The 23033-nt window shown below is 51.8% G+C and carries 19 protein-coding genes; all 19 read right to left on the reverse strand.

Features of this window, described 5'->3' with window-relative positions:
• Positions 1-166: 166 nt before the first annotated feature.
• The 19 genes from KJ869_07810 to KJ869_07900 all read right to left on the reverse strand — a co-directional run bounded on the left by KJ869_07810 (position 167) and on the right by KJ869_07900 (position 21974).
• Positions 167-2854, reverse strand: coding sequence for a tetratricopeptide repeat protein (locus KJ869_07810; GenBank protein MBU1577096.1), 2688 nt, complete (start codon positions 2852-2854; stop codon positions 167-169).
• Between the two features lie 34 nt (positions 2855-2888).
• Positions 2889-3506, reverse strand: a complete 618-nt coding sequence (locus tag KJ869_07815; GenBank protein MBU1577097.1) for a chemotaxis protein CheC — start codon at positions 3504-3506, stop codon at positions 2889-2891.
• Positions 3507-3552: 46 nt separating this feature from the next.
• Positions 3553-5490 (reverse strand): chemotaxis protein CheA, encoded by a 1938-nt coding sequence (locus tag KJ869_07820; GenBank protein MBU1577098.1) that lies wholly within the window; start codon positions 5488-5490, stop codon positions 3553-3555.
• A 77-nt stretch (positions 5491-5567) separates the two neighbouring features.
• Positions 5568-5930: a response regulator gene (locus KJ869_07825; protein ID MBU1577099.1), complete on the reverse strand. Its 363-nt coding sequence runs from the start codon at positions 5928-5930 to the stop codon at positions 5568-5570.
• Positions 5927-6373, reverse strand: coding sequence for a chemotaxis protein CheW (locus KJ869_07830; GenBank protein ID MBU1577100.1), 447 nt, complete (start codon positions 6371-6373; stop codon positions 5927-5929). Before KJ869_07830 ends, KJ869_07825 begins: the two co-directional genes overlap by 4 nt.
• Before the next feature lie 149 nt (positions 6374-6522).
• Complete coding sequence (locus KJ869_07835) at positions 6523-8184, reverse strand: FG-GAP repeat protein (protein MBU1577101.1); 1662 nt, start codon at positions 8182-8184, stop codon at positions 6523-6525.
• Complete coding sequence (locus tag KJ869_07840) at positions 8181-8684, reverse strand: hypothetical protein (GenBank protein ID MBU1577102.1); 504 nt, start codon at positions 8682-8684, stop codon at positions 8181-8183. The genes KJ869_07835 and KJ869_07840 overlap by 4 nt, the downstream gene beginning before the upstream one ends.
• 352 nt (positions 8685-9036) lie before the next feature.
• On the reverse strand, positions 9037-10281 hold the full coding sequence (locus tag KJ869_07845; GenBank protein MBU1577103.1) for an ABC transporter permease: 1245 nt from the start codon (positions 10279-10281) through the stop codon (positions 9037-9039).
• Between the two features lie 64 nt (positions 10282-10345).
• Positions 10346-11584 carry an ABC transporter permease gene (locus tag KJ869_07850; GenBank protein MBU1577104.1) on the reverse strand — a complete coding sequence of 413 codons (1239 nt, stop codon included), beginning with the start codon at positions 11582-11584 and terminating at the stop codon, positions 10346-10348.
• A gap of 4 nt (positions 11585-11588) precedes the next feature.
• Entirely contained in the window at positions 11589-12272 is a 684-nt protein-coding gene (locus KJ869_07855; protein ID MBU1577105.1) for an ABC transporter ATP-binding protein, read from the reverse strand.
• 9 nt (positions 12273-12281) lie between these two features.
• The gene (locus KJ869_07860) at positions 12282-13538 is read right to left on the reverse strand and encodes an efflux RND transporter periplasmic adaptor subunit (protein MBU1577106.1); all 1257 of its coding nucleotides are present in this window, start codon (positions 13536-13538) and stop codon (positions 12282-12284) included.
• A 60-nt stretch (positions 13539-13598) separates the two neighbouring features.
• On the reverse strand, positions 13599-14861 hold the full coding sequence (locus KJ869_07865) for a TolC family protein (GenBank protein MBU1577107.1): 1263 nt from the start codon (positions 14859-14861) through the stop codon (positions 13599-13601).
• Between the two features lie 119 nt (positions 14862-14980).
• Positions 14981-15553, reverse strand: coding sequence for a TetR/AcrR family transcriptional regulator (locus KJ869_07870; protein ID MBU1577108.1), 573 nt, complete (start codon positions 15551-15553; stop codon positions 14981-14983).
• A 209-nt stretch (positions 15554-15762) separates the two neighbouring features.
• Positions 15763-16287: a ribonuclease H-like domain-containing protein gene (locus KJ869_07875; protein ID MBU1577109.1), complete on the reverse strand. Its 525-nt coding sequence runs from the start codon at positions 16285-16287 to the stop codon at positions 15763-15765.
• A 50-nt stretch (positions 16288-16337) separates the two neighbouring features.
• On the reverse strand, positions 16338-18941 hold the full coding sequence (locus KJ869_07880) for an AsmA family protein (GenBank protein MBU1577110.1): 2604 nt from the start codon (positions 18939-18941) through the stop codon (positions 16338-16340).
• A 110-nt stretch (positions 18942-19051) separates the two neighbouring features.
• Complete coding sequence (locus tag KJ869_07885) at positions 19052-19243, reverse strand: GcrA family cell cycle regulator (GenBank protein MBU1577111.1); 192 nt, start codon at positions 19241-19243, stop codon at positions 19052-19054.
• 466 nt (positions 19244-19709) lie between these two features.
• Positions 19710-20456 carry a hypothetical protein gene (locus KJ869_07890; protein ID MBU1577112.1) on the reverse strand — a complete coding sequence of 249 codons (747 nt, stop codon included), beginning with the start codon at positions 20454-20456 and terminating at the stop codon, positions 19710-19712.
• Positions 20449-20925: a hypothetical protein gene (locus KJ869_07895; GenBank protein MBU1577113.1), complete on the reverse strand. Its 477-nt coding sequence runs from the start codon at positions 20923-20925 to the stop codon at positions 20449-20451. The genes KJ869_07890 and KJ869_07895 overlap by 8 nt, the downstream gene beginning before the upstream one ends.
• Positions 20926-21335: 410 nt before the next feature.
• Positions 21336-21974 (reverse strand): hypothetical protein, encoded by a 639-nt coding sequence (locus KJ869_07900; protein ID MBU1577114.1) that lies wholly within the window; start codon positions 21972-21974, stop codon positions 21336-21338.
• Positions 21975-23033 lie beyond the last annotated feature (1059 nt).

The raw sequence follows: 23033 nt of genomic DNA on the forward strand, positions 1-23033 counted from the left end.
AAAAATAAAATATTTATGGACTGCTGGTATAAACAAGCTCCTTTGAAGATATTTTCCCTGGTTTTGGTTTTTTATATTTTCTTTCTGATCTTATTTGCCAAGTCAGAGGCCTCCTCGCGATGACCAAAACTCCGATATTCCAAATTCTAAATTCTGAATTCCCGGATCACCTTCCCCCGGCCACCTGCTCCCATTGCATTGCAGTTTCGATGGCCTTCCCGGCCAGGGCCTTCAGGGCCTCATCTTTTGTAAAGGAGATGGCTTTCTGCCAGGCCTCCACCGCATCCCGGGTCTTACCCCGCTGAGCCAGCAATCTGCCCCACAGCATATACAGCTCCGGTTGGTCGCCGTGGCTCTTCATCAACTCCCGACAGAGATCGTAGGCCTTGTCTGGGTTGCCGGCCTTGACCGCCAGCTGGGCCAACCCCAGCTTGGCGGCGAATGAATCGGGGACGATCTTGACCGATAGGGCATATTCCACCGCGGCCTTGTCCAGCATGTCTAGCTTGACGTAGGCCGCGCCCAGTGCCAGGTGCGATTCCAAATGGGCCGGATTGTTGGTCACCGCTTTCTTAAACTCCTCCACCGCCTGCTCCAGCTTGTCCTGCGAGATATACAGCTGGGCCAGTTTGTAATATCCCTGGGGCAGTTTGGGGTTCAGCTTTATCACCTGGCGGTAGGCCATGATGGCCTCCTCGGGCTCGTTCTGCACCGCGAAGATCTGTCCCAGCCCCAGGAAAAGCGAGATGTCGGAGGGGTTGATCTTCAGAGCATTTTCGTAGCAGGCCCTGGCCTCCTGGTAGTTGCAGCGTTCCAGATATATCCGGCCCAGTTCGGACAACAACTCCACGTCCTCCGGCCTGGCGCCTATCTCCTCGCGCAGGATGGCAATGGCGTTGTCGCTGTCGCCCTGCATCAGATGGGCCTTGGCCAGCCCGATCTTGAAATCCTTCTGCTCCGGGTTCAACTTGGCCAGCACCCCGTATCTGACGATGGCCTCGGCCCCCTGCTCCTCGTCCAGCGCCAGACGGGCCAGGCTCTCCAGGGCCAGCTGGTTCTGGGGCTGCTGCTCCAGTATGGCTTTGGCCTTCTTCTTCAGCTCGCCGCTTTTGCCCTCGGCCCGGAATTTTTTCAGGCTTTCGATGTCAGACTCCAAAGTCGCCTCGTCCCATTTGCTGGCCTTGGCCCGGATAGAGGCCTCCTCCAGCACCCCGCCGAAGATATCCTGGGCCACGGTGGTGCCCTGCTCCTGGCCGGACCCCTGCCATCCGTCCAGGATCAGCAGCTCCGGATCGTCCACATAGAAGTCGATGCCCAGCTTGAACGAGCCGCCGGTATAGTATGATTTGAGCTCCATGGCCCGCTTGGTGGCGGCCAGCGATTCCTGGTATTTCTCCTGGGCCGCCAGGGCGAATCCCAGGTTATAATAGGCCTCGGCAAAATCCGAATCCAGCTTGATGCAATGCTCGAACTGGGCCAGGGCCTCGGTATACGATTTCTGTTTAAGGTAAAGCAGGCCGATGTTGTTGTGGGCCAGGGCCGAATCCTGGTTCAGCTTGAGCACCTCCTGATATTCGGACATGGCCTGCTCGTCCCGGCCCTGCTTGGAATACAGCAGCCCCAGGTTGAAATGAGCATCGCCGTACTGTGGCATCCTGGCCACCGCTTTCTGGAAGGTCTCCTCCGCCAGCTGCTGCTGTTCCTGGTAGACATAGGCGATCCCCAGGTTGTTGAAGCTGACCACATAGCCGGAATCGGAATCCAGGGCCCGCTGGTACCACTTGACCGCTTCGGCCGAAGCTCCCATCCGGTGATAGGCCAGGCCGGTATCGTTATACAGCTTGGCATTGTCGGGATCGAACTCCAGGGCTTTTTTGTAGGACTCGATGGCTTTCTGGTTCTGGCCCATGAACAGGTATATCTCGCCCACCTCCTTGTGGACGATCCGATTTTCGCCCTCTAAGGAGAGGGCCAGCTCGAACTCCTTGAGGGCCTGCTTGAAAAGCCCCTTGCGCCGGAAGCCCACCCCCAGATTGTAATGGGTCATGAATCCGTCCGGGGCCACCTGCACCTGGTTCTCCGAATGACGCTTGATCTCGGTCAGCAGGTCCTGGCTGTAATAATCGATGCCCAGATTCACCTGGGCCTTGGAATAATTGGGATTTAAAGCGATGGCCTGGCGGGATTCCTCGATGGCCTTCTCCAGCAGGCCCTTCTCGCCGTAGGTGAAGCCCAGCAGGAAATGGGCCTCCGAGCCGCCGGGGTTGATCTTTATGGCAGACTCCAGCTGGTTTATGGACTGGTCCAGCAGGCCCAGATTGTAATAGATCTCCCCCAACGCGGTATGGATGACGTATGAACCGGCGTCCAGCTTCAGGGCCTGCTGGTAGATATCCACCGCCTCGTTGAACTGCCCCTGCTGTTTCAGGGTCAGGCCCAGGTAGAGGTAGGCCAGCATGTCGCCGGGCTTAAGCTCCACCGCCTTCTGATAGTTGGCGATGGCCGACTTGTATTGCCCGGTATTGCGCAGGGCCTCGGCCAGCCGGAAGTAGGCGTTGGCGTCGGGGCTTTTCTTCAAAGCCTCCTCGGCCTGCTGTATCTCGTCCCCATAATAGCCGCTCTTGCGGTAGACCACCTCCAGATTGCTCCTGGCCAGCACGTTCTGGGGGTCGATCTCCAGGGCCATCTGCAGCACTTCCACCGCCTCGGCATACATGCCCTTGTTGAAATAGACCACCCCCAGGTTGTTGTGGGCCGAAGCGTCACCGGCGTCTATCCGACTTCGGAAGCCCCGCAGTATCTTCTGCTCATCGGGGCTGACCGGGGAGATGTTTTTTTCTTCAGCGTGTTCCATTTTATAAAATCCGGATCCTCATGAGAATTTATGTTTACCCCAGATGGATGGCTTTAAGTATCACCCCCAGCGAGTCGGGATCCGGCAGCAGCAGGAAATATCCGTGCAGCACGGCGTTTTTCTCCACAAAGCGGAATTCGGTCTCGATGCACACCACCAGATCCTTGTCGTTGCCGAAATCCAGCGACACCGCGTCCAGCACCGCCGAGGCCATGTCCACGGTCATACTGGGCACTGAGGGGACCATCACCAGGCCCAGCAGGTCGCCCAGGGCGTTCATATAGGCGCAGGTCAGGACGTTGGAAACCTCCTTGAGAGCCGATTCCTCCAGCTCCCCGATCACGGTGGTGCTGCCCACCGGCTTTCTCAGCAGACAGTCGGTCAGATGCCAGGCCGCCTCCTGGGGAAACATCAGCAGGGTCCGGCCGGTCATGTCGCCCAGGAAATAGATCAATACCCCGGCCACCACCTCGTTGGGTTTGGCGGCCAGGTTGAATATCTCCTCGATGGGATTGATCCTGATCACCGGCACGTTCACCAGCACTTTCTCGTTGGTCAGCTCCGACAGGGCGGTGGCCGCATGACAGGCCCCGATGTTGGCTACCTCTTTCAGGGCATCCAGCTGTATCTCTCCAAGTTCATTAAGTTCCATTTTTCTACCCTCTCTATATCGCCTGATGTATTTATTTAGATTTTTATCAAATCGCTATGTTGTTGAGATCCAGGATCAGCATGGGGTGGCCCTCCCGGCCGATGGTGGCCCCGCTGAAGGTCTTGATCCCTTTGACAAAACGGGACAGCGGCTTGACCACGATCTCCTGCTGGCCGATCATGGTGTCGAACAGCAACGCCAGCTCCGAACCCTGGCGATCCACGATCAGGGCCGGCCCTTCGCCGATGTCGGTCTCCGGGGAAAGCCCGATGACGCTGGCCAGCCGCACCACCGGGATCACCCGGTTCCGGAACTGCAGCAGCCTCTTGCCATGCAGTGTTTTCAGTGCCTTCTGTTTGATATTGGTGATCTCCTTGACCTGGGTGATGGGGACCGCGTAGGTCTGGTCACCGGCCGAGATCAGCAGGGTCCGGATGATGGCCAGGCTTAAAGGGACGGTGATGCTAAAAACAGATCCCTGGCCGGGCCGGCTCTCCATGGCGAAGCTGCCGCCCATCTCCTCTATCCGGCGCTTGACCACATCCAGCCCCACCCCGCGCCCCGACAGCTCGCTGACCTTGTCGGCGGTGGAGAAGCCCGGCAGCAGCAGGTATTCATACAGCTGCTGGTCGGTCAATTCCGCGGCCCGGCCGGCCGTCAGATATCCGTTGTCTATCACCTTGCGGCGGATCCGTTCCAGGTCGAACCCCTTACCATCGTCGACCACCTTGATCAGGACCTGGTCCTTCTGTTTCTGGGCGGTCAGGGTTATCGAGCCCACCTGGGACTTGCCGGCCTGCTTGCGCTGGTGCGGCAGCTCTATGCCGTGGTCCACCGCGTTCCTCAGCAGATGGATTACCGGCTCGGAAAGCATCTGCAGAATGGCGCGGTCCATCTCCAGCTCCCGGCCCTCCACGGTGAAATCGATCTCCTTGCCCAGCCCCTTGGCGGCATCCCGCACCACCCGGGGGAAACGGTCCAGCACCTCGGACATCGGCACCAACCGGGCGGTCAGCACCTCCTGCTGGAGATCAGAGGCAATCTGGGCGATCTTGTCAACCCCGTCCTGGATGGCCGGGTCTCCGTTCTGGACGGCCAGCTGTTTCAATCTCTCGCGCCACACCACCAATTCGCCCACCAGGTTCATCAGGCTGTCCAGCCGGGCCACGCTGACCTTGACATCCTTGGCTTTCTCCTGGGCCAGCTGGACAAAGGCGCCGATGGTCTTTCTCTCCAGGGCTTCCTCGGCGCTCTCCTCGCGCACCTCTTCGATCTGAATATCCTCGACATCGGCGCAGGAGATATCGTTCCTTAACTCCTCCTGATCTTCTTGGTCGGTGACCAGGAAGATGGTAAAGCCGCGGTCGAATTTTTCCGATTCCAGGTCATGCCTCTCCGGCACGGTGTAGGCCACCCGGCCGATCCTCTCCAGGGTATGCAGGATCAAAAAGGCCCTGGCCGATTTCAGGGAGACATCCTGTTCCAGCAATATCCGGATCTTAAAGACATGGGAGTTGTCGGTTTTAAGAGGGTTGATCCTTTTAAAGTCGCTGCCCCCGTTGGAGGACACCTTGACCGGCTCTGTCTCCTGGGTAACGGCTGTCAATCCCTCAATCTGGCCCACCAGTTCCCGGCACCGCTGGTTGAGGCTCTCGTCCGGCTGTTTCCCGGCCGCCACCAATCCCACCGCCTCTTCCAGAAAATCCAATACCAAAAAGATCAGGTCGATCTCCTCCGAGGCGGCCGCCGTCTGGCGGCGGCGCATCTTATCCAGCAGGTCCTCGCCCTTGTGGGTAAGATCGGCGATGAAATCCAGGCCGATGGAGGCCGCCATGCCCTTGATGGTGTGCATGGACCGGAATATCTCATCCAGCTGGGAGCTCTCGTCGGGCTTCTTCTCCAAGGCCAATAGCGCCTGGTTCAGACTGACCAGGTGTTCTCTGGTCTCCGAAACGAACAGGTTTATGTATTTTGCGGTATCCATAGAATACCTATATCCCCCGGGTCCTCCGCTGACGGCGGAAGCTCCGGGATATCAGGTTATCCTGATGCTCAATGCGGTTATTTCAGCGCCCGCTGGGCCGCTTCCAGAACCCGCGAGGGCTGGAAGGGTTTGACCACGAAATCCCTGGCCCCGGCCTGGATGGCTTCCACCACCAAAGCCTGCTGGCCCATGGCGCTGCACATCAGGATCCGGGCATTGGGATCTAGCTGCATGATGGCTTTGACCGCCTCGATGCCGCCCATATCGGGCATGATGATGTCCATGATCACCAAGTCCGGCTTCAGCTTCTGGTACTGATCCACCGCCTCGGCGCCGGTGGCGCCCTCGCCACAGACCTCGAACTCTCCCTTTTTCAGGATGTCCGAGATCATGGTCCTCATGAAGATGGCATCGTCCACCACTAATACCCTGCGACTCATTTACTCTCCTCCAAAGATAATATTTTATCCAAGTTTAGTATTATTATTTTTTCACGGTTAATCTCTATCACCTTGTCGTAGAACCGCCCATTGGCGGCTTTCCGGATATTGTCGGGAACATCCTTCGGCACAGCCTTGATGGTCTCCACGCTATCCACCCGGTCCACGATCAGCCCGGCCGTCTCCTGGTTATAATCCACGATGATTATGACCACATCGGGACCGATCTGGCTGTTTTTCAGATGCAGTCTTCTCCGCAGGTCGATAATAGTGGTTATCTCGCCCCTCAGGTTGATAAGCCCGGAGAGATAATCCGGCGCCATTGGCACCGGAACAATGTCCTGCATTTCCTCGATGCTTTTCACCTGATCGGTGAAAAGTGCAAACTTTTCTTTGCCCAGGTTGAATATTACAATTTCCTGGGATGCAATTTTTTCCGCCATAGTACGGTTATCCTATTAAATACATAATGCTTAACAGTTTATAACTTTTTTTGCCATAAGTCAATAAAAAAATGCCAGGAATTTTCATCTTTTAGCCAAACAAAAAAAGGGACGGCCTAATTGCCGTCCCTCAACAGAAAAATCTTGATTTACTTGATAAGCACCAACTTCTTAGTTGCCTTGAAATCACCGGATTCCAAGCGGTAGATATACACCCCGTTGGTTACTGCTTTACCGTTGTTGTCACGGCCGTCCCAGGTTACGGACCCCGACTTGGGTACGGCCCCCACCCTACCCTCCCCTAAAGCATTAGGAGAGGGATCATTTATTAATGTTTTTACCAACTGCCCGGCAATGTTATAAACTGCAAGCTTGACCGGTCCGCCCCCTGTTGCCTGATAACTGATAACTGTTGACTGTTTGAACGGATTGGGATAATTCTGCCCCAACTTGACCCCCGTTATCTGTAATCTATCATCCGGTATCTGTTCGACCCCCGAAGGCCCGGTATATTTACAGATCCAGATGGCATTTAAAGTATCACCAAAATAATTGGCTACTGCAAACTCATCGCTACCACATTTATCAATATCCCCCACCGGGAATACAGTACCGCCCAAATTCATTGATCGTCCATTAATCAACCCGGAATCCAACCCGGCTATTGAACCATAACAGTAATTTTTAATATTACTACTGCCCAGCCAAAGGTAGGTCACTCCCCGATAATTACCCTCGTATGGCGTCCCGCCTATGTAATCACCATAACCATTATTGTCAGCGTCTCCGGCAAATCCGCTGCAATATCCTATACAACTGTTATAATAATTGCCCACGGCGGATAAATCATAATCATTATCTATCGGGTTCCCGCCATAAAGCCAATATTGTTTTCCAGTTGATGGCGTTGGTTTTGGTGAATCAGGGGAACCCCACCACCCATTGGCATAAGTTCCATTGTTATTAGGAACTATAGCAAACCTCCATCCCCCCAACTGTGCCCCACTATTCTCGCCGAACATCCAGGCGGCAGGCAATGTATCCATGGGATTACCGCCATTGTAGATATATATCTTGCCGCCGCCTACGCTTTCGGGATTCCACGGCGCGCCCACCGCTATTTCATCATAACCATCCCCGTTCATATCTCCGCCGCTGGCTACTTCCAACCCGAAATTCTCGCTGTATTTGCTCCGCAAGCGGATATCATGAACAGTATGTATGCCTAATGTATCGCCGTAATAAATGTAAACCCCGCCACCCCAATAGGCGCCTACAATCAAATCATCAATTCCGTCGCCGTTCACATCCCCGCTGGCTATTGTAAGGCCAAATTCACTTCCCCAGGCGGAAGGCGGGCCATGTATGGCCGTGTCGGGGATCAAATCAAATAAACTATTGCCGTAATATATATCAACCCGGCCCAGGGTGTCCCAGCCAATAGGATCGGTTATGGCCAGATCCGTTATGCCGTCTCCGTTAAAATCACCCGAACACATTGCCGGTGGACTTGCACTTCTGAGGGAGTCGTTTATTATTATCTCCGGAATAGTATCCAAAGGGTTGTTTTCATAATAATATTTTTTCCAGCTTCTCGCTTGCGACACATTCCCTTTTGTTGTATATGTAACAATTTCAACAAACCCGTCATTATTAAAATCCCCTGCCGCCACTGAATAGCCCCACATTCCCCAGGGAAAGGTATCCGGCTTGGGGCAATGCCAGACCACATCCAGGTTATAAGTGGTTTGTGCATGGCTTAAGCCACAAGCTATTAATAAAAGCAATATGATTAACAATAGTTTATTCATGGCTTACGCCCTCCTGGTACTCGCATCCAGGTTTCCCCGCCGTCTTGGCTCTGCAATAATAGCCCGTTAAGGCCATATATGTATCCGGTAAACGGATTATCGAACTTGACTGAGGTAAATTCTAACCTGTCTGCAAAAGACCCGTCGGCAATTAGTTTCCATCGGGGCTTTTCTGCACTGCCGCAATTTGTCTTCAGCAGTATATTCCTGCCGGTATTATGGTCTGTTCCCACCGCCCAAACATACTCATGTCTTTTTTTCAAAACAAATACGCTGTTTAGCTTGAAATCTTTTATCCCTTCAACCGTAATCTGTGTCCAGCCGGAGGGTGTCTGGCGGTAGATCTTTCCCGAATCGCCTACAGCCCAGGCATTGTTGGAATCCACCCGGCACACCGAATTGAACTTGGTTGTATCGGGTAAAGCTTTGTGAGCGGCTGTTTGCTGGGCGTAGACAGGCATAGCAAGATATAGCAGGATGGTGAGAATCAGATAACGCATAAATCACCACTTAATTTAAAATTAAACACAGCTAAAATTAGCACAGCCCAAAGAATTTGTCAACCAATATCACTATAAAAGAAAAGCCCCGGACCGTGCATGAGGCCAGGGGTATTTAACAGATCTTTCTTTTGCCGGGCATAAAAGCCTTTATGGATTGCTTCATAAGTAATTCGCAGGTGACTTCTCGCAATGACGTGCGCCATGTTAAAGCCCAAATTCTAAAAGTTTAAACCTTCAGTGCCTCCGTGTCTCTGTGGCAAAAACCTGGTTTTCTGTTTGTGTTTCTGTGCGTTTTGTGGCTAAAGGTCATCCGTTTTGTTAAGTCAGCCGCCAAGCTCCGGCGATCCGGTCACTCATATCTCAGGGCCTCTATCGGGTCCAGATCCGCCGCCTTTCGGGCCGGATACCATCCGAAGAATATGCCCACCGCGGCCGAGAAGCCGAACCCCAGCAGCACCGACCACCAGGTCACGGTTGCTGGAAGCTTGATGGCCAGCGATACCAAGGCCGCTATCAAAAAACCCAGGATCATCCCGCACACCCCGCCCACCGAGGACAAGGCCACCGCTTCCACCAGGAACTGCCGCAGAATGTCCCCCTTGCGGGCCCCGATAGCCTTGCGGATTCCTATTTCGCGGGTGCGCTCGGACACCGAGACCATCATGATGTTCATGATGCCGATGCCGCCCACCAACAGCGAAAGAAAGGTCACCCCGATCATCAGCCCGAAGATGCCGGCGGTGATGCTGCGATATACCGCCATCAGCTGATCGGCGGAGTTTATTCCGAAATCATCCGGCTTGGAGGGCGGCACTTTGCGGCGGCGGCGCAGCAGCTCGGTGATCTCATCCCGGGCCGATGCGACATGTTTGATATCTATCGGCTGGACCACCACCTGAACCGAGGTGCCGAAGCCTCCGCGCTCCCGGATCTCGCCGGAGATGCATTTCATGTAGGCGGTGATGGGAATAACCACATAGCTGTCCTTATCGTTGCCCAAAAATACGCCCTGTTTTTTCAGCAGGGCGATCACCTCAAACCTCTTGCCCTCGATGATGATTTTCCTGCCTATGGGATCCTGTCCCAGGGCCAGCTTCTCGGCTATGGTGGGGCCGATCAGGCATACCTGGCGTTTATGATCGACATCAAAATAACTCATGGGGCGGCCCAAATCAACCTCGTAATCGCCGATATACTGGTCGTCGGGAGTGGTGCCGTTAACGTGAATACCCCGAGCCTCCTGGCCGCGGTACTTTACATTGGTCATCATGTGCAGATTGGGGGCTACCCGGCGCACCGAGGGGCAGTTGTCCCGGATGGCGTAGGCATCGGCCAGGGTAAGGTTTTTCCGCTTTTGGACTTTTAGCTGTTCGGCCGCATCCTGCGGACCCCAGCTGCTTTTCTGGACGTAAAGCGTGGTGCTGCCGATGGAATCCAGCTGCTTGGTAACCATCCGGTTCAACCCGTCGATCATGGACATCATCACGATCACCGCCAAGACCCCGATCAGTATCCCCAGTGTGGTCAGGCCGGAGCGTAGCTTGTGGGACCTGATGGCCTCAAACGCCAGTTTTATCGATTCCCAATAGTGCATAATGTTTTCCGGTTAAAAAAACACAGGATGCCGAAAACCGGCATCCCGTATCTATTTGATATTTTTACTCGTATCTCAGGGCCTCTATCGGATCCAGCTCCGCCGCCCGCTGGGCCGGGTACCATCCGAAGAATATGCCCACCGCGGCCGAGAAGCCGAACCCCAGCAGCACCGACCACCAGCTGACCGAAGCCGGCAGTTTGATGACAATCGAAACCAGCCAGGCCAGGATGAATCCCAGGATCATCCCAGTGATGCCGCCCACTAAGGACAGGGTCACCGCTTCGATGATGAACTGCTGCATGATGTCCTTCTTGCGGGCCCCGATGGCCTTGCGGATGCCGATCTCCTTGATCCTCTCGTTGACCGACACCAGCATGATGTTCATGATGCCGATGCCGCCCACCAGCAGGGACAACAGGGTGACGCCTATCATCAGGCCGAACACACCGGCGGTAATCTTCTTGAAGATGCCCATTATCTGGTCGGCGGTGACTATGCCGAAATCGTCCGGCTTGGAGGGCGGCACCTTGCGCCGGCGCCGCAGCAACTCCGTGACCTCGTCCTTGGCCGATTCGATGTGAGCCACGTCCAGCGGCTGCACCGCGATGGTCACCGAGCCGCCCCGTCCCCTATTGCGGATCTGGCCGGAGAACATCTTCTGGTAGGTGGATATCGGAATCAGCAGCATGTTGTCCTGATCGTTGCCCAGGAATGATCCTTTTTTGCCCAGCAGGGCTATCACCTCGAACCGGTTGCCGTTGATGCTTATCTCCTTGCCCAGGGGGTCCTGCTGGCCGAAAAGCTTCTCCACCACCGTGTAGCCCAGCATGGCCACCGGCCGGCTGTGCACCATGTCGACATTGGACATGGCCCGCCCGTCGATGATCTCATAATCGGCGATGAACTGGAACTCCGGAGTGGTGCCGTTGACTTCGGTGCCGATCACCTCCTGCTTGCCGAATTTGATATTGGCCATGATGTCCAGCATCGGGGCCACCCGCAGCACCGAGGGGCAGTTGTCCCTGATGGCGTAGGCGTCCTCGATGGTCAGGTTCTTGCGGCCCCTGGTCTTCAGCCAGTCGTCGTGGCTCATCACCAGGCCCTGTTTCTGGACATAGAGGGTGGTGGTGCCCAGGGAGGAGAGCTGTTTGGCGATCATCTTATTGAACCCGTCGATCAAAGCCAGCATCCCTATCACCGTCAGGACACCGATCAGTATCCCCAGAGTGGTCAGCCCGGAGCGGAGTTTGTGGGCCCAAATGGCGTCAAAGGCCAGTCTGACCGATTCCCAAATATTCATGGCCTTATCCCTTCCTTATGATTTGGTCGGAGACGATCTCTCCGTCCAATATCCGAACCGCCCGGTGGGCATGCTCGCCCACCTTTTGATCGTGGGTCACTAAGATCACTGTTTTGCCTTCTTGATGCAATCGATCGAACAGGGCCATGATCTCGACCCCGGTCTTGCTGTCCAAGTTGCCGGTGGGCTCGTCGGCCAGCAGGATCGAGGGATCATTGACCAGGGCCCGGGCAACGGACACCCGCTGGCGTTCGCCGCCCGACATCTCGGTGGGTTTATGCTGTATCCGGTGGGCCAGCCCCACCGATTCCAGCGAGGCGATGGCCTTGGCCCGTCTGATGCCGGAATCAACCCCGGCATATTGCATGGGTAATTCCACGTTATGCAGAGCCGAGGAACGGGGCAACAGGTTGAAGGTTTGGAAAACAAAGCCTATTTTCTTATTCCGCACTGCTGCCAGCTGGTCGTCGTCCATTTCGGAAACCAGCAGTCCGTCCAAATGGTAATTGCCGGTGGTGGGGGTATCCAGACAGCCTATCAGGTTCATCAAAGTAGACTTGCCTGAGCCCGAAGGACCCATGATGGACACGTATTCCCCGGCCTCGATGCTCAGCGTCACCCCTTTCAAGGCCTCCACTTTTACGCCGTCCATCTGATATACCTTGGAAAGATTTTCCATTTTTATCATGCTTAAAACCTACCTTCCCCGGTTGCCCTGTTTACCGGCCGTCTGGTCTTTGGTCACTTTTACCTTATCGCTGTGCTTTAAATTCCTCAGTATGCTGAACGGCCCCTTGATCACCTCCTGGCCATCCGAGAGGCCGGCCAGCACTTCGATGTTATCCTGATCGGAGACCCCGGTCTCTACCGGCATGATCACCGCTTTGCCCTTCTCCACCACATAGACCACCTCCTGCTCCTTCTCCTTGACCCGTTTGCCGTCACTGGTGTTTTCCCCGGCCAGGGCCCCGCCTTTGCCTTTCTTGCGCTCGGCCGCCTTGCGTTCGGAATCAACCTTGCGCATCACCACCGACTGGATAGGGATCAGCAGGATATCCTTTTTGTTGGAGGTGGTTATATCCACATTAGCCGACATCCCGGACTTCAGGTAATCCGACTTATCGGTGAATCTTGCTTTTACCGTATAGTTCACTGAAGCATTGCTGGAACTTGAAGTTCCCGATGAAATGGCGGCGTTCCCCACCTCGGAGACCTCGCCCTTGAAGGTCTTGCCCACAATGGCGTCCACCTCGATCTCGACCGGCTGGCCTATCTTAATATCTTTGACATCGCTCTCGTCCACCTGGGACTCCACCTCCATCTGGGACATATCGGCCACTACCATGATCACCGATCCGGCGTTGTTCATGGTCCCGGTGACCACCACCTCCCCCACCTCCACGTTCAGTTGAACCACCGTGCCGTTGATCGGTGAGGTGATGGTGGTTTTGCTGTAGGTATCCTGGGCCTGCTCCAGCGAAGCTTCGGCCTGGGTAAGCCTGGCTTGGTCCAGGTTGAATTGCGTGGTAGTAGCTTCATTTTCCTCCTGGGAGATCAGCCCGGCAGCAAATAATTCCTGCTTACGTTTATAGATAAGCTCCGTCTGGGCCAGGTTGGCCTTGGCCAGATCCAGGCTGGCCCGGGACTGCTTGACCTGGGCGGCATAACTGGTGGGATCTATCTGCACCAATATCTGCCCCTTCTTCACCAGGTCGCCCTCTTTCACCGGAAGCCGGCTGACCTTGCCCATCACATAGGCCGATATCTGAACCTCGGTCTCGGCCTTGACGTTTCCGGGAGCCGAGACGATGGACACTATCTCGCCCTTCTTGACCTTGGCGGACTGGATGGTCAGTTTTTTGGTGCCCTTTACGATATTGGATACCACCAATATTGCCACCAACAGAACCGCGGCGGTAATTATCCATAATTTCTTGCTTTTAAAGTTGATCATCGGGCTTTCTCCATTTGTATGTTCTGATTTTCGTTTTTCTATTTCCGTAAGCAGAAGAAATCACCACTTGCCCAGGGCTTTGGCTGTTCTGGCATCCGCCAGATAATATTCGCATAGCGCATTGGTGGCCTGCTGTTGGGCCTGGTTATAGGTAAGCTGGCTGGTCAACAGGTCCAGCACCGAAGCAGAGCCCAATTTGTATTTTTCGTTGGTCAGACGGTAATCCTCCCGGGCCTGTTGCAGCAGATCTCCCACCAGGGACACGGCTTCTTTGGCTGTTTTCATTCCCAACTTTGCCTGTTTTAGTTCGGAATAGACCGATTGCCGGGCCGAGATCATGTCGGCCTCGGCTGATCTGGCCTGAGCCCTGGCCTGCCTGATCCTGGCCATAGATGCTGTGCCGTCGAAGATGTTCCAGTTAAGGGCCAGGCTGGCGCTCCATGAATCATGGGCGTTCCAACTATCGCTGTTGGTGAATTGCATACTATCGGAATATCCGTAGTTGTATGAAAAGGACAGATAGGGAAGCTTGCTCAAGTAGGCTGACCAGGCGGAGGATTTTTTGGCCTGGTAATTTTTTTGGGCCGACAGATAGCCGGGATTGCTCTCGATGGTCTTGTCATCCAGGAATTCTATGATGTAGGCCTGCTGGTTGGTGTCCGGAAATGCCACTTCCGAGCCAACCCTCACTTCTCCGGCCAGGCCCAGGATATTGGCCAGGGTCTGCTGGCCGGACAGCTGGGCGCTCTGGGCGTTCAACAGGTCTATCTTGCTCTGCATGAGGCGCACCTGTATCTTCAGCATGTCGGCCTGGCTTTTGGAGCCCAGCTGGTGCATCAGCTTGGCCTGCTTGGACTGCTCCTCGCTCTGTTTGACCGAGGCCTCGGCCACCTCCATGGCCTTTTGCAGTTTTACCAGATTGTAGTATGCCGATTTGACATTGTAGACCAGCGATGCCACCGATTGCTGATAGCCCGATTTGGCCGCCTGCCGCGATTTGTATGAGCCTAAAATATCCGCCCACTGGGAAAGATTAATCACGCTCTGGCTGGCGGAAAGCGAGGTCCGGTAGCTTTCATCCTTGCCCCCCTCGGTTATTACCGGGACACCCAGCGGATCGGTGCTGTAGCTGGTGGCTGGCCCGCTCTGCCCGTAGCTGGAGGAGGCGCTGACATGCGGCAGGATGCCCGACACCGAGGTCTGTAGCCCGGCCCCGGCAATGGTCAGATTGCTTTGGGCCCGCACCAAATCCGGGCTCTGCTTCAGGGCCATCTCCACGCATTGGTCCACCGTCAATAACTGATTGGCAGGTTGTGCGAACATAATTGATGCCGGCAACCAAGAAAGTATCATTAACAGGGTCAAGTTTTTCATATCTTGGCCTTCAAAATATTCTGATTAAATTGTCGTTAAAACTACGTTTTTAAAACAAACAATGTTTCCTAATTTTTAGCTATGCCGTAGAAAAATAAATCGGTTATGTTCTTAATGATCTTCTCTTTAGGCACTTCCGGACTGGAGTGAAAAGCTCCCCGGCTGGCCAGGGCCATCATGCCGGCCCACAGCTTGTAATCGCCCTTTTTGAATTTGCCTTCCTTGGCGCCATTTTTAAGCTCGTCGGCCAGCACTTTTATAACCTTTTGATTGTGAGCCTTTATCTTTTTGACCCTCTTCATTATCTCCTTCCCCTCGATCTCGTGCATCAGGTTGAGCAACGTGCGGTTTTCGATAACGAAATCAGCCAGAGCCTCCACCATGCTTGCCACCTTATTTTCGGGAGAGTTTCTTTTTTTTCTGGCCTCAATCATCCGACCATAGAGTTCATCCATGGCGTTTTCCAGGATGCTAAAGAACAGGTCCTCCTTATTGGAAAAATAGCGATAGATGGTGCCTTTGCCGATCTTGGCCTCGCGGGCCACATCGTCCATCAGGGTCTTATGAAAGCCTTTTTTAGGAAACACCTTCCCGGCGGCCTTCAGGATAGATACCTTTTTCTTATCGTTGCGGGTTCTCATTGTCTCTCCAAATTATAATAGAACTGACTGGTCAGTTCTATTATAAGCAATAAACCTTATTTTGTCAAGAGGCCATAAATTTATTTTTCCGGGCCTGCCCATATTTAGAACGGCCTTTCGCCGTAGGCCTGTCCTGGAGGAAACAAGCTGCCCGGCTAGGGCCGTTCTGTGAGTTATGAAGACTCTATGCAAGATTAGACTACGAATACTTAATAAGGTTTAATATCCTTTGATATTTTTCCCACAATTTCTTTTATTCTCACCATATTCATCACGTCTTCTTTATTGTATGCCAGTAACGTGCTTAGCGACTTCTCGTCACCATATTCCGTATAATTCTGCCACAGATACAAAGCATCCCGGCCATCCATATCCGGCAGTTCCCTCCTGATCCCCAGCATTTTTTCGATGATCTTCTGCCCCCCGGCCAGCCCGTGTTTTTTGCAGATGAACCTCAGGTCCTTTGAATCGTATTTTTCCCTAAGATCCAGCCCCAATCTCTTTTTAATTACCGGCAGATCAAAACAATGCCCGTTGAAGGTGTATAATTCCCTCAAGCCCATGCCTATTGACTCTCCGTCAGTACTGTTGATCGGCTTCGGCAGTCGCCGGGACAGCCTGGCCCGGGTTATATCCCTTCCCACTATCTGCTGGAAACCGGTAGATTCTGAATAAAATCCGATGACTGTAATATTTTGATAAAAATCAGTCTCGATATCCAAATATAACTGCATTACTCAATTTAATATTTCTGCGTTTTGTCGCTTTCCGTTGATAAATTCACTCATCCCCCGCCAAATATCCCTTTCAGCTTGTCTGCGGCCTTCTTCTTTAGTTCCTCGGCCTCCTTCTTGGCCTTATCCTCGGCGGCTTTCTTGGCCTTATCTGCTTCGGCCTGGGCCTGTTGTTTGAGTTTGTCAGCCTCGGCTTGGGCCTGGGCTTTGGCCTTGTCCAGTTCCTCCTGGGCCTTGCCCTTGAGCCTAGCCTGGGCCATCTGGGTGTCCCAGCCGATGGACGGCTTCTGGGCCGGGCCCTTCACCAGAAGGTCCAGCACCATCCGGCCGTCCTTGTCGGCAAACAAGTTGGTGGCCGACGATTTGGCCCGCAGCTTGTCGGATTCGTCCTTGGTCAGCTTGATGGACACCCGGTAATCCAAAGTGCCGTCAAACCCCGAACTGCCGGTGAGATTGACATCTCCGAAACGGCTGTCCATCTTCAGATCGTCCAGGTACAGCCTCTCATTCAATATCCTGAAACCCATGGACAGGCTCTTAAAGGTCAGGTCCTTGTCGCCGGTCAGTTTGGTGTATTCGAAGACCTTGGCCAGCAGGTCCCAGTTGACGATCTTCCCCTGGCCGGTCTTGGCGCTGCCGGAGCCTTTTAAGGTTTTCTTGATCAGAATGGTATCCGGGGCCAGCCCCGAGAACTCGCCGTTAATATCCAGCTTGGTGAACATCCGATCCTTGAACGGGGTCAGGGCGCTTAAAAAGTCGTTGGCCTCCAGCTGACTGGCCTGGGCTTTCAGCTTGTATTCGATTTTAGTCAGGTCGCCCAGGTCCGACCACAGGCTGCCCAGCACTTTGCCGCTGTAAACCCCGACCTGGCCGTCCAGATTTAATTTCTGGTCGTTCATGGTCAGGTTCCCGGCCAGGTTATCATAATCTACTTTAAGGAATTTGATCTTGGCGATCCGGACTTTGCCGTCCATCAGGAAATTCGGCAGCGGCGGCAGAACCGGCATCGGAGCCGCTTGGGTCTGGCCCTTGGCGGCTGCAGCTTCGCCTGGCTTGGGCAGCGGCGGCAGCATCTCGTCCAGGTCCAACAGCGGGGAGTTCAGGGCAAAGGTGATCACCGCCTTGCCCTGCTTGGGCAGGGCGATGGCCGGCTGGCCGGGCTTGGCAGCCGGCATTTCCGGGGCCAGGCTAAGGAAATTCTTGACCTGGGCGGTAAGGGACATCGAGCTGCGTCCGATCTTGCAGGAGATGTCCGGAACATTGATCAGGTTCTTGGTCAGTTGAATAGTGCCGCTTAAATCGGTCACCGGCTTCATCAGGGCCTTGGTGGCCAGAGAGATCTTTTCGATATCCACCCGGCCGTCCATGTTGAAGGTGTTGATATTATTGACTTTCCCGTCCACCTTAAAATCTGCCTTGATCTTCCCGGCCAGGGTCATGCCTTCCTCCAGCGGAACGTACTCCTTGACCTCGCCCAGGTCGAAATTGCCCTTGAAGGCGGCCTTGATATACGGATCCTCGAAATTCTTGACCAGGCAGGACATGGTAAACCCGGCCGTCCCCAGCTTGGCCGAGATCTTTTTGATGTCCAGGTCGTTCTCGGTAAATGTGATGTCCCCGTTGACGTCGGAAATGGCCTTGGGCAGCATGGCGTATTTGACCCCGATATTGCGCAGGCCCACCATGCCGTCCACCTTGGGTTTGGACTTGGGATCCTTGGGGTCTATCTGTCCGGTGATCTTAAGACCCAACTCGATCTTGCCGGTGGCCTGGACATCCTTGGCCTGGGCCTTGAATTCCGGAGGGATGGCGGCGAAGATCTGCTTCATGTCGACGGCGGTGGTCTGCAGAGCCAGGTCCAGCACCGGCAGGCTGTCGAAGTCGGACACCGTCCCGGCCAGGGTCAGGGCGATGCCCTGGGGCGCCACGGTCAGGTGGTTGATGGTAATCACCGAGGCCGGCAGGTTGACGCTGATATCGTGGTCGACGTTGACGTAGATGCGGCTCAGGCTGACGCCCGGCATGGAGATCCTGATCTCCTGCACTTTGATCCAGCCGGTGGTGTGGATATTCTCCAGCTTGGCATCGGCGTCTAATTTGAGCTGTTCATTAATGCCCAAAACCTCGGCCCGCATCTTGAGCTGTTTGTCCTCGAAGATGAAACTGCCGTCGTTGATCTTGAACGACTGCACGGCTATGGACACCGGGCTGGAGCCCGGCGGCGGCTGTTTGCCGGCCTGATCGGCCGGCAGAACCTTTATCAGATCATCGAAATTGAACGATCCTTTGATGCTTTTTTCTATCAGGATGGCGGGCCGGTCGATAGTCAGGCTGGTGACCGCCAGCTGCCGTTTTAAAAGAGCCAGAAGATTGACCTTGAGGGTCACGGCCTCAATGGTGGCCATCGGTTTTTTGTCAAAATTCTTGGCGTTGGCCAGCTCTATGCCCTTAAGCTGGACGCCCAGCCCGGTCCATACCTTTAACGAGAAACTTTCCACCTTGATCGGCCGGCCCACCGCCTGCTCGATCTTGGGCATAAGCAAGGCCCGCAGTTTGGCCGGCGGGAACATCAGCTTTAAGGTGATTCCGGCGGCGATTAAGATGAATGCAATTACCGCCAGGATGATCAATGATATTTTTAAGAACTTAGGCATGGTGATACCTCATAATAATTAATATCTATCTAGCAAGAAGATATCATAATCATAAATAAAAAACAAGCGGAAAATAAGAACAGCCCCCTAAATAAGGGGGCTGCAAATATCTATTTTTTCTTTTTGGGTTTTTTCTTGCGGAAATCCAGGGATATCCCCATATAACTGGCCTTGGCGGATATGGCCGCCGGGGATCTATCCATTTTTTCAGCTATCTCTTTGGACGAAAGCTTCTGCCGGGCATATTTTTTAAAAAGATTAACCTGTTCATCGGTCCATAATTTGTTAACTGGTCTTCCCATAGATCCGCTCCTCAAAGTTATTGCGATTGCATAAAGCCTGACTTTGCCTCTCAAAGCCTTGATTTATGATAACCCATAAAAAGGCTAAAGTCAACCCGGTCTGGTGTGGGGGAATATCGAATTTCCGAGGGTTCGGAATATTCACTTCTTCCCGATTTAGTCAACCCAGCCATATGCAATTAAAACCATGCCCTTGGTTTTAGAACGGCGGCTATGCCATGTTATTTTCAGAAAGCATGCGCTATTGCCTGGCGAAACACAAAGAATGCGTTTGGGAACAACCCAATTAAATATTTGAATCAGACTAAACCTATTCGGGATTTTCTATTAAGTTTATTTGACCATTTGGCATAATCCAAACCGAAAATACTGGTTTCATCTTATTCGCTACTTCGCTTGCTATTTACATATAATGGCGCGTATTTCATTAAGTGCATGGATGCACATTGCCGTTTACAAGGCATTTCTAAACAAATTTAGTAAATATGTTTAAGATTAACACTTCCAAATGAGCTGATGTCCTATTTTCTCCAATTTTAAGCGAACTTGGGTGTCCACAGGCATTACGAAGCTTTAGGCAATTATTTTTCAATTCTTCCTTTAAGTTCTTGCTAATAATACTAATTGGGGGGCTTCCAATAATATCTAGAAAATCCGCTTCTCCCATCCTCGCTAAATCATCCTTAATTTTTGCATTTTTCCATTTAGTGTAGCGCTTGCTAGCCTCTATATTGAATGCTGAAAGACATGTTGACATAACCTGATCATAGAGAAGTGACATAGCACCAGTCCATGATAGAACGACTGATGAGCGATATAAAGCCCCTTCATATGCATTAATTGTTTCGTCTAAAAATGCTTTTGTGTCAGTATTCTTAATTCTCGTTAAATGGGCACGAAGTTGTTGTGCATTATTTACAACTTTAACACTCTTACCGTGATGTAAAATTCCAGAAGAACGTATAAAGTTGCGACCCTTGGATGTAAGTGACCAGCCTTCAGGTAAACGTATTGCCATTCCCCTCGTGCGCTTAAGTATCTCTGATACATTCCATTTGTAGATTTCCGTGCATCCAGCTGTTTTACCTAACGCAATCAAAGTTTTTACTGATTTCGGTGTTGAAACATCTACAGCTAAAAGCAATAGCAATAAATTTTCTCGACTTAATGATTGGCTATGGATCATATCAGGTAAATCTGTATTTTTAAGCAAGTTTACCCCTTATTTCTTTTAACTTTTTATTTGTCAAAGCATAGTTACCTGATGAAGGTTCATTCAAACCTTCTCTAAGTAGCATTGTTAACGACTTAGATAAGTTGCCGCTATATGAAGATTTATAAAATGAAGTTGCAGTTTTCATTTCCGTTAATAGCGTTTTCCGCGCGAAGACTGGTGTATTCTTAACCAAAGTAAGATGTGCGGCGGCAGCTATGATGAGATCGGGGCCACTAGCACAGCTTAATTTTGTGGCGATTGACTTCGTGGATAATTTAATAGAACCCTCATCCTTTTCTCCCTCACCTGAATCGTCGTCTCCATCGGGCGGCGCTGGTGTTTTAGATGATTTGTATAGCTCTGTGACAATTTTAATCAGGTCGGGCAATTCTTTTTTCAGGAAGCTTTCAGAGCCTTCATATTCAATTTCAATTCCACCCAGTTTGATCTTTATTTTGCTCTCCATATTACACCTTCTTTCTGTTTATGTTTATTTTCTTTCCGCCACTATAGAGGCATTTGTTGATTTTGCGTGCCATTTTTATATTTTCTCTTATTTGCATGAAGAAACGACTATCAAGTTTAAATTGCCTTATTTATTGCCTGTAACGTTTGCGGGTTTGCGCCTGTCCGTATATGGCATGCTGCTTGCTATTGCAAGAACTCGAAATAGCCCGTTTAAGTAGCGGCCACCATAACTAAATGTAATTAAGCCACCGTAGCAAAGGCGTTTGTTATATGAAGACTGCAATTCTTACGGCTTGGGCGTTTTATCTTCAGGCTCATCTTTTAATGTTGCTCTTGTAGGATCGTAGCCTTCAGTTACAAGACGAATTGGAGGTGCCACTACCTCTTCATTTGGTATTTCTTCGGGTGTTATTTCTTCTGGGTTTTGCCCTTCTGGGCGTTCTTGACGATGGTACAACATGGTTTAACTCCTTCTGTTTTTTGTTTAATAGGTTCTATAAAACAAATAACAATATTTGATTTTGCTTTGTCTGGTACATTCCAAAAACGTATAGTCGTAAAAATCATAAGTGATATAAATGTATAAAAAGCAATCATAATAAAACGATAACCAACAGATAGATAACGCGTTTTTCTATTTGAAAGGGCTGTATTATGCTTTATGGCTTCAATATTTCTTTTAGATAATGAATAAATGATATCAATATATCTATTATTATTTATGAATTGTATTAGTTCAACACCCATAGGTGGCTTAGCTGTGCTTTGAATTCTAAAAACTGAAAATAAATAAATAATAGCAACAAGAATAAAAAAAATAAATGCAGATAATAACAAAAAACAAAACAAGTCAATAACCGTTTTGGATGGCACAATTGTTTCGTATGACATTTTACCAATAAAGGCAGCGACAACTAAAATAATACTCATAACCGAAAAATAGCGAGATGCTTTTTCTTCTAAACGTTTAAAACGCCCAAGTTCATCATCAAGACTATCTTTTGTGAGCTTGTATAGTTCTTCATATTTCTGAATATTGTTGCCCATATTTATACTCCTTTTTTAAGCCGTTTTTCAGATAACTATCGGCTTAGCGACCTGTCCGCTTTTTTCATTATACCCCAACTATATTTTTACGTATCGTGGGGGGATCAATACTTCTCCCCTTAAATCATATACCTTAACATGCGCCGTTTGTTTTGGGCGGCAAAGGTAAATGCCTTGTCCTTTGGGGCGCCGGCCCAACGCCTTCGGGCAAACGCCTTGCCTTTTAAGCCATCCGCCTTATAGCCTGGGGCAAATGCCTTATTGTAAACGAAGCAATCCCCGCACCGCCTACCGGTCTATGAGCCTGGGGAGGATCGCTTCGTTAGCACCATAAAACCCCTCTCGCGATGACCCCTAACAAACCACCCATTCATCCGTGAGAATCCCCACCATTAGCAAGTAGTCCATATAGTCCGCCACCGCAGGTAAATCCATATAGGCGGATCTGCCTTTGGCACGAGCGGGCAAGCGTTATAATCCGTGAAATCCGTGTGCCGGGGTCAGCCCTTCTTCCCTCTTTGGGGTTTATTTATTGCTGCCTCGCAACCCCTGGATTATATCACGAATGTATAAATAGTCAAGCGAAATAAAAAACCCCCTGCATATAGCAGGGGTTACGAGAGTTTAAAGTTGAAAGAATAAAGGACTGTCACACTGCGAAAGCGTCCTTGCCTTGCAGGTTGAATGTGTGAGTCTGGAGGGTTGTCGCCCGTTCAGCCTGCCGGGCGGGTAGAGGTCTCAGGGTGACAATAACGTCTTACCCACTAAAACAAAAAAATCTTCGCGTACTTTGCTTAGCGGTTCAAAAATCATGGATTGCTTCACTCGCCGGGCTATTAAGCCTCCTCGCAATGACAAGTCAGTTTAAAGCTGAACCCTTCGACTTGGCTCAGGGCAAGAGTTTAAAGTTAAATCCTTTGTGTTTTCTGTGCATTTTGTGGTTAAAAGGGTAACCTGGATTGCCAGCTATAGGATGACAATTGTCGCCCGTTCAGCCTGCCGGGCGGGTAGAGGTCTCAGGGTGACAATAACGTCTTACCCACTAAAACAAAAAAATCT

The organism is Candidatus Edwardsbacteria bacterium, from assembly GCA_018821925.1.
Lineage (GTDB): Bacteria > Edwardsbacteria > AC1 > AC1 > EtOH8 > UBA2226.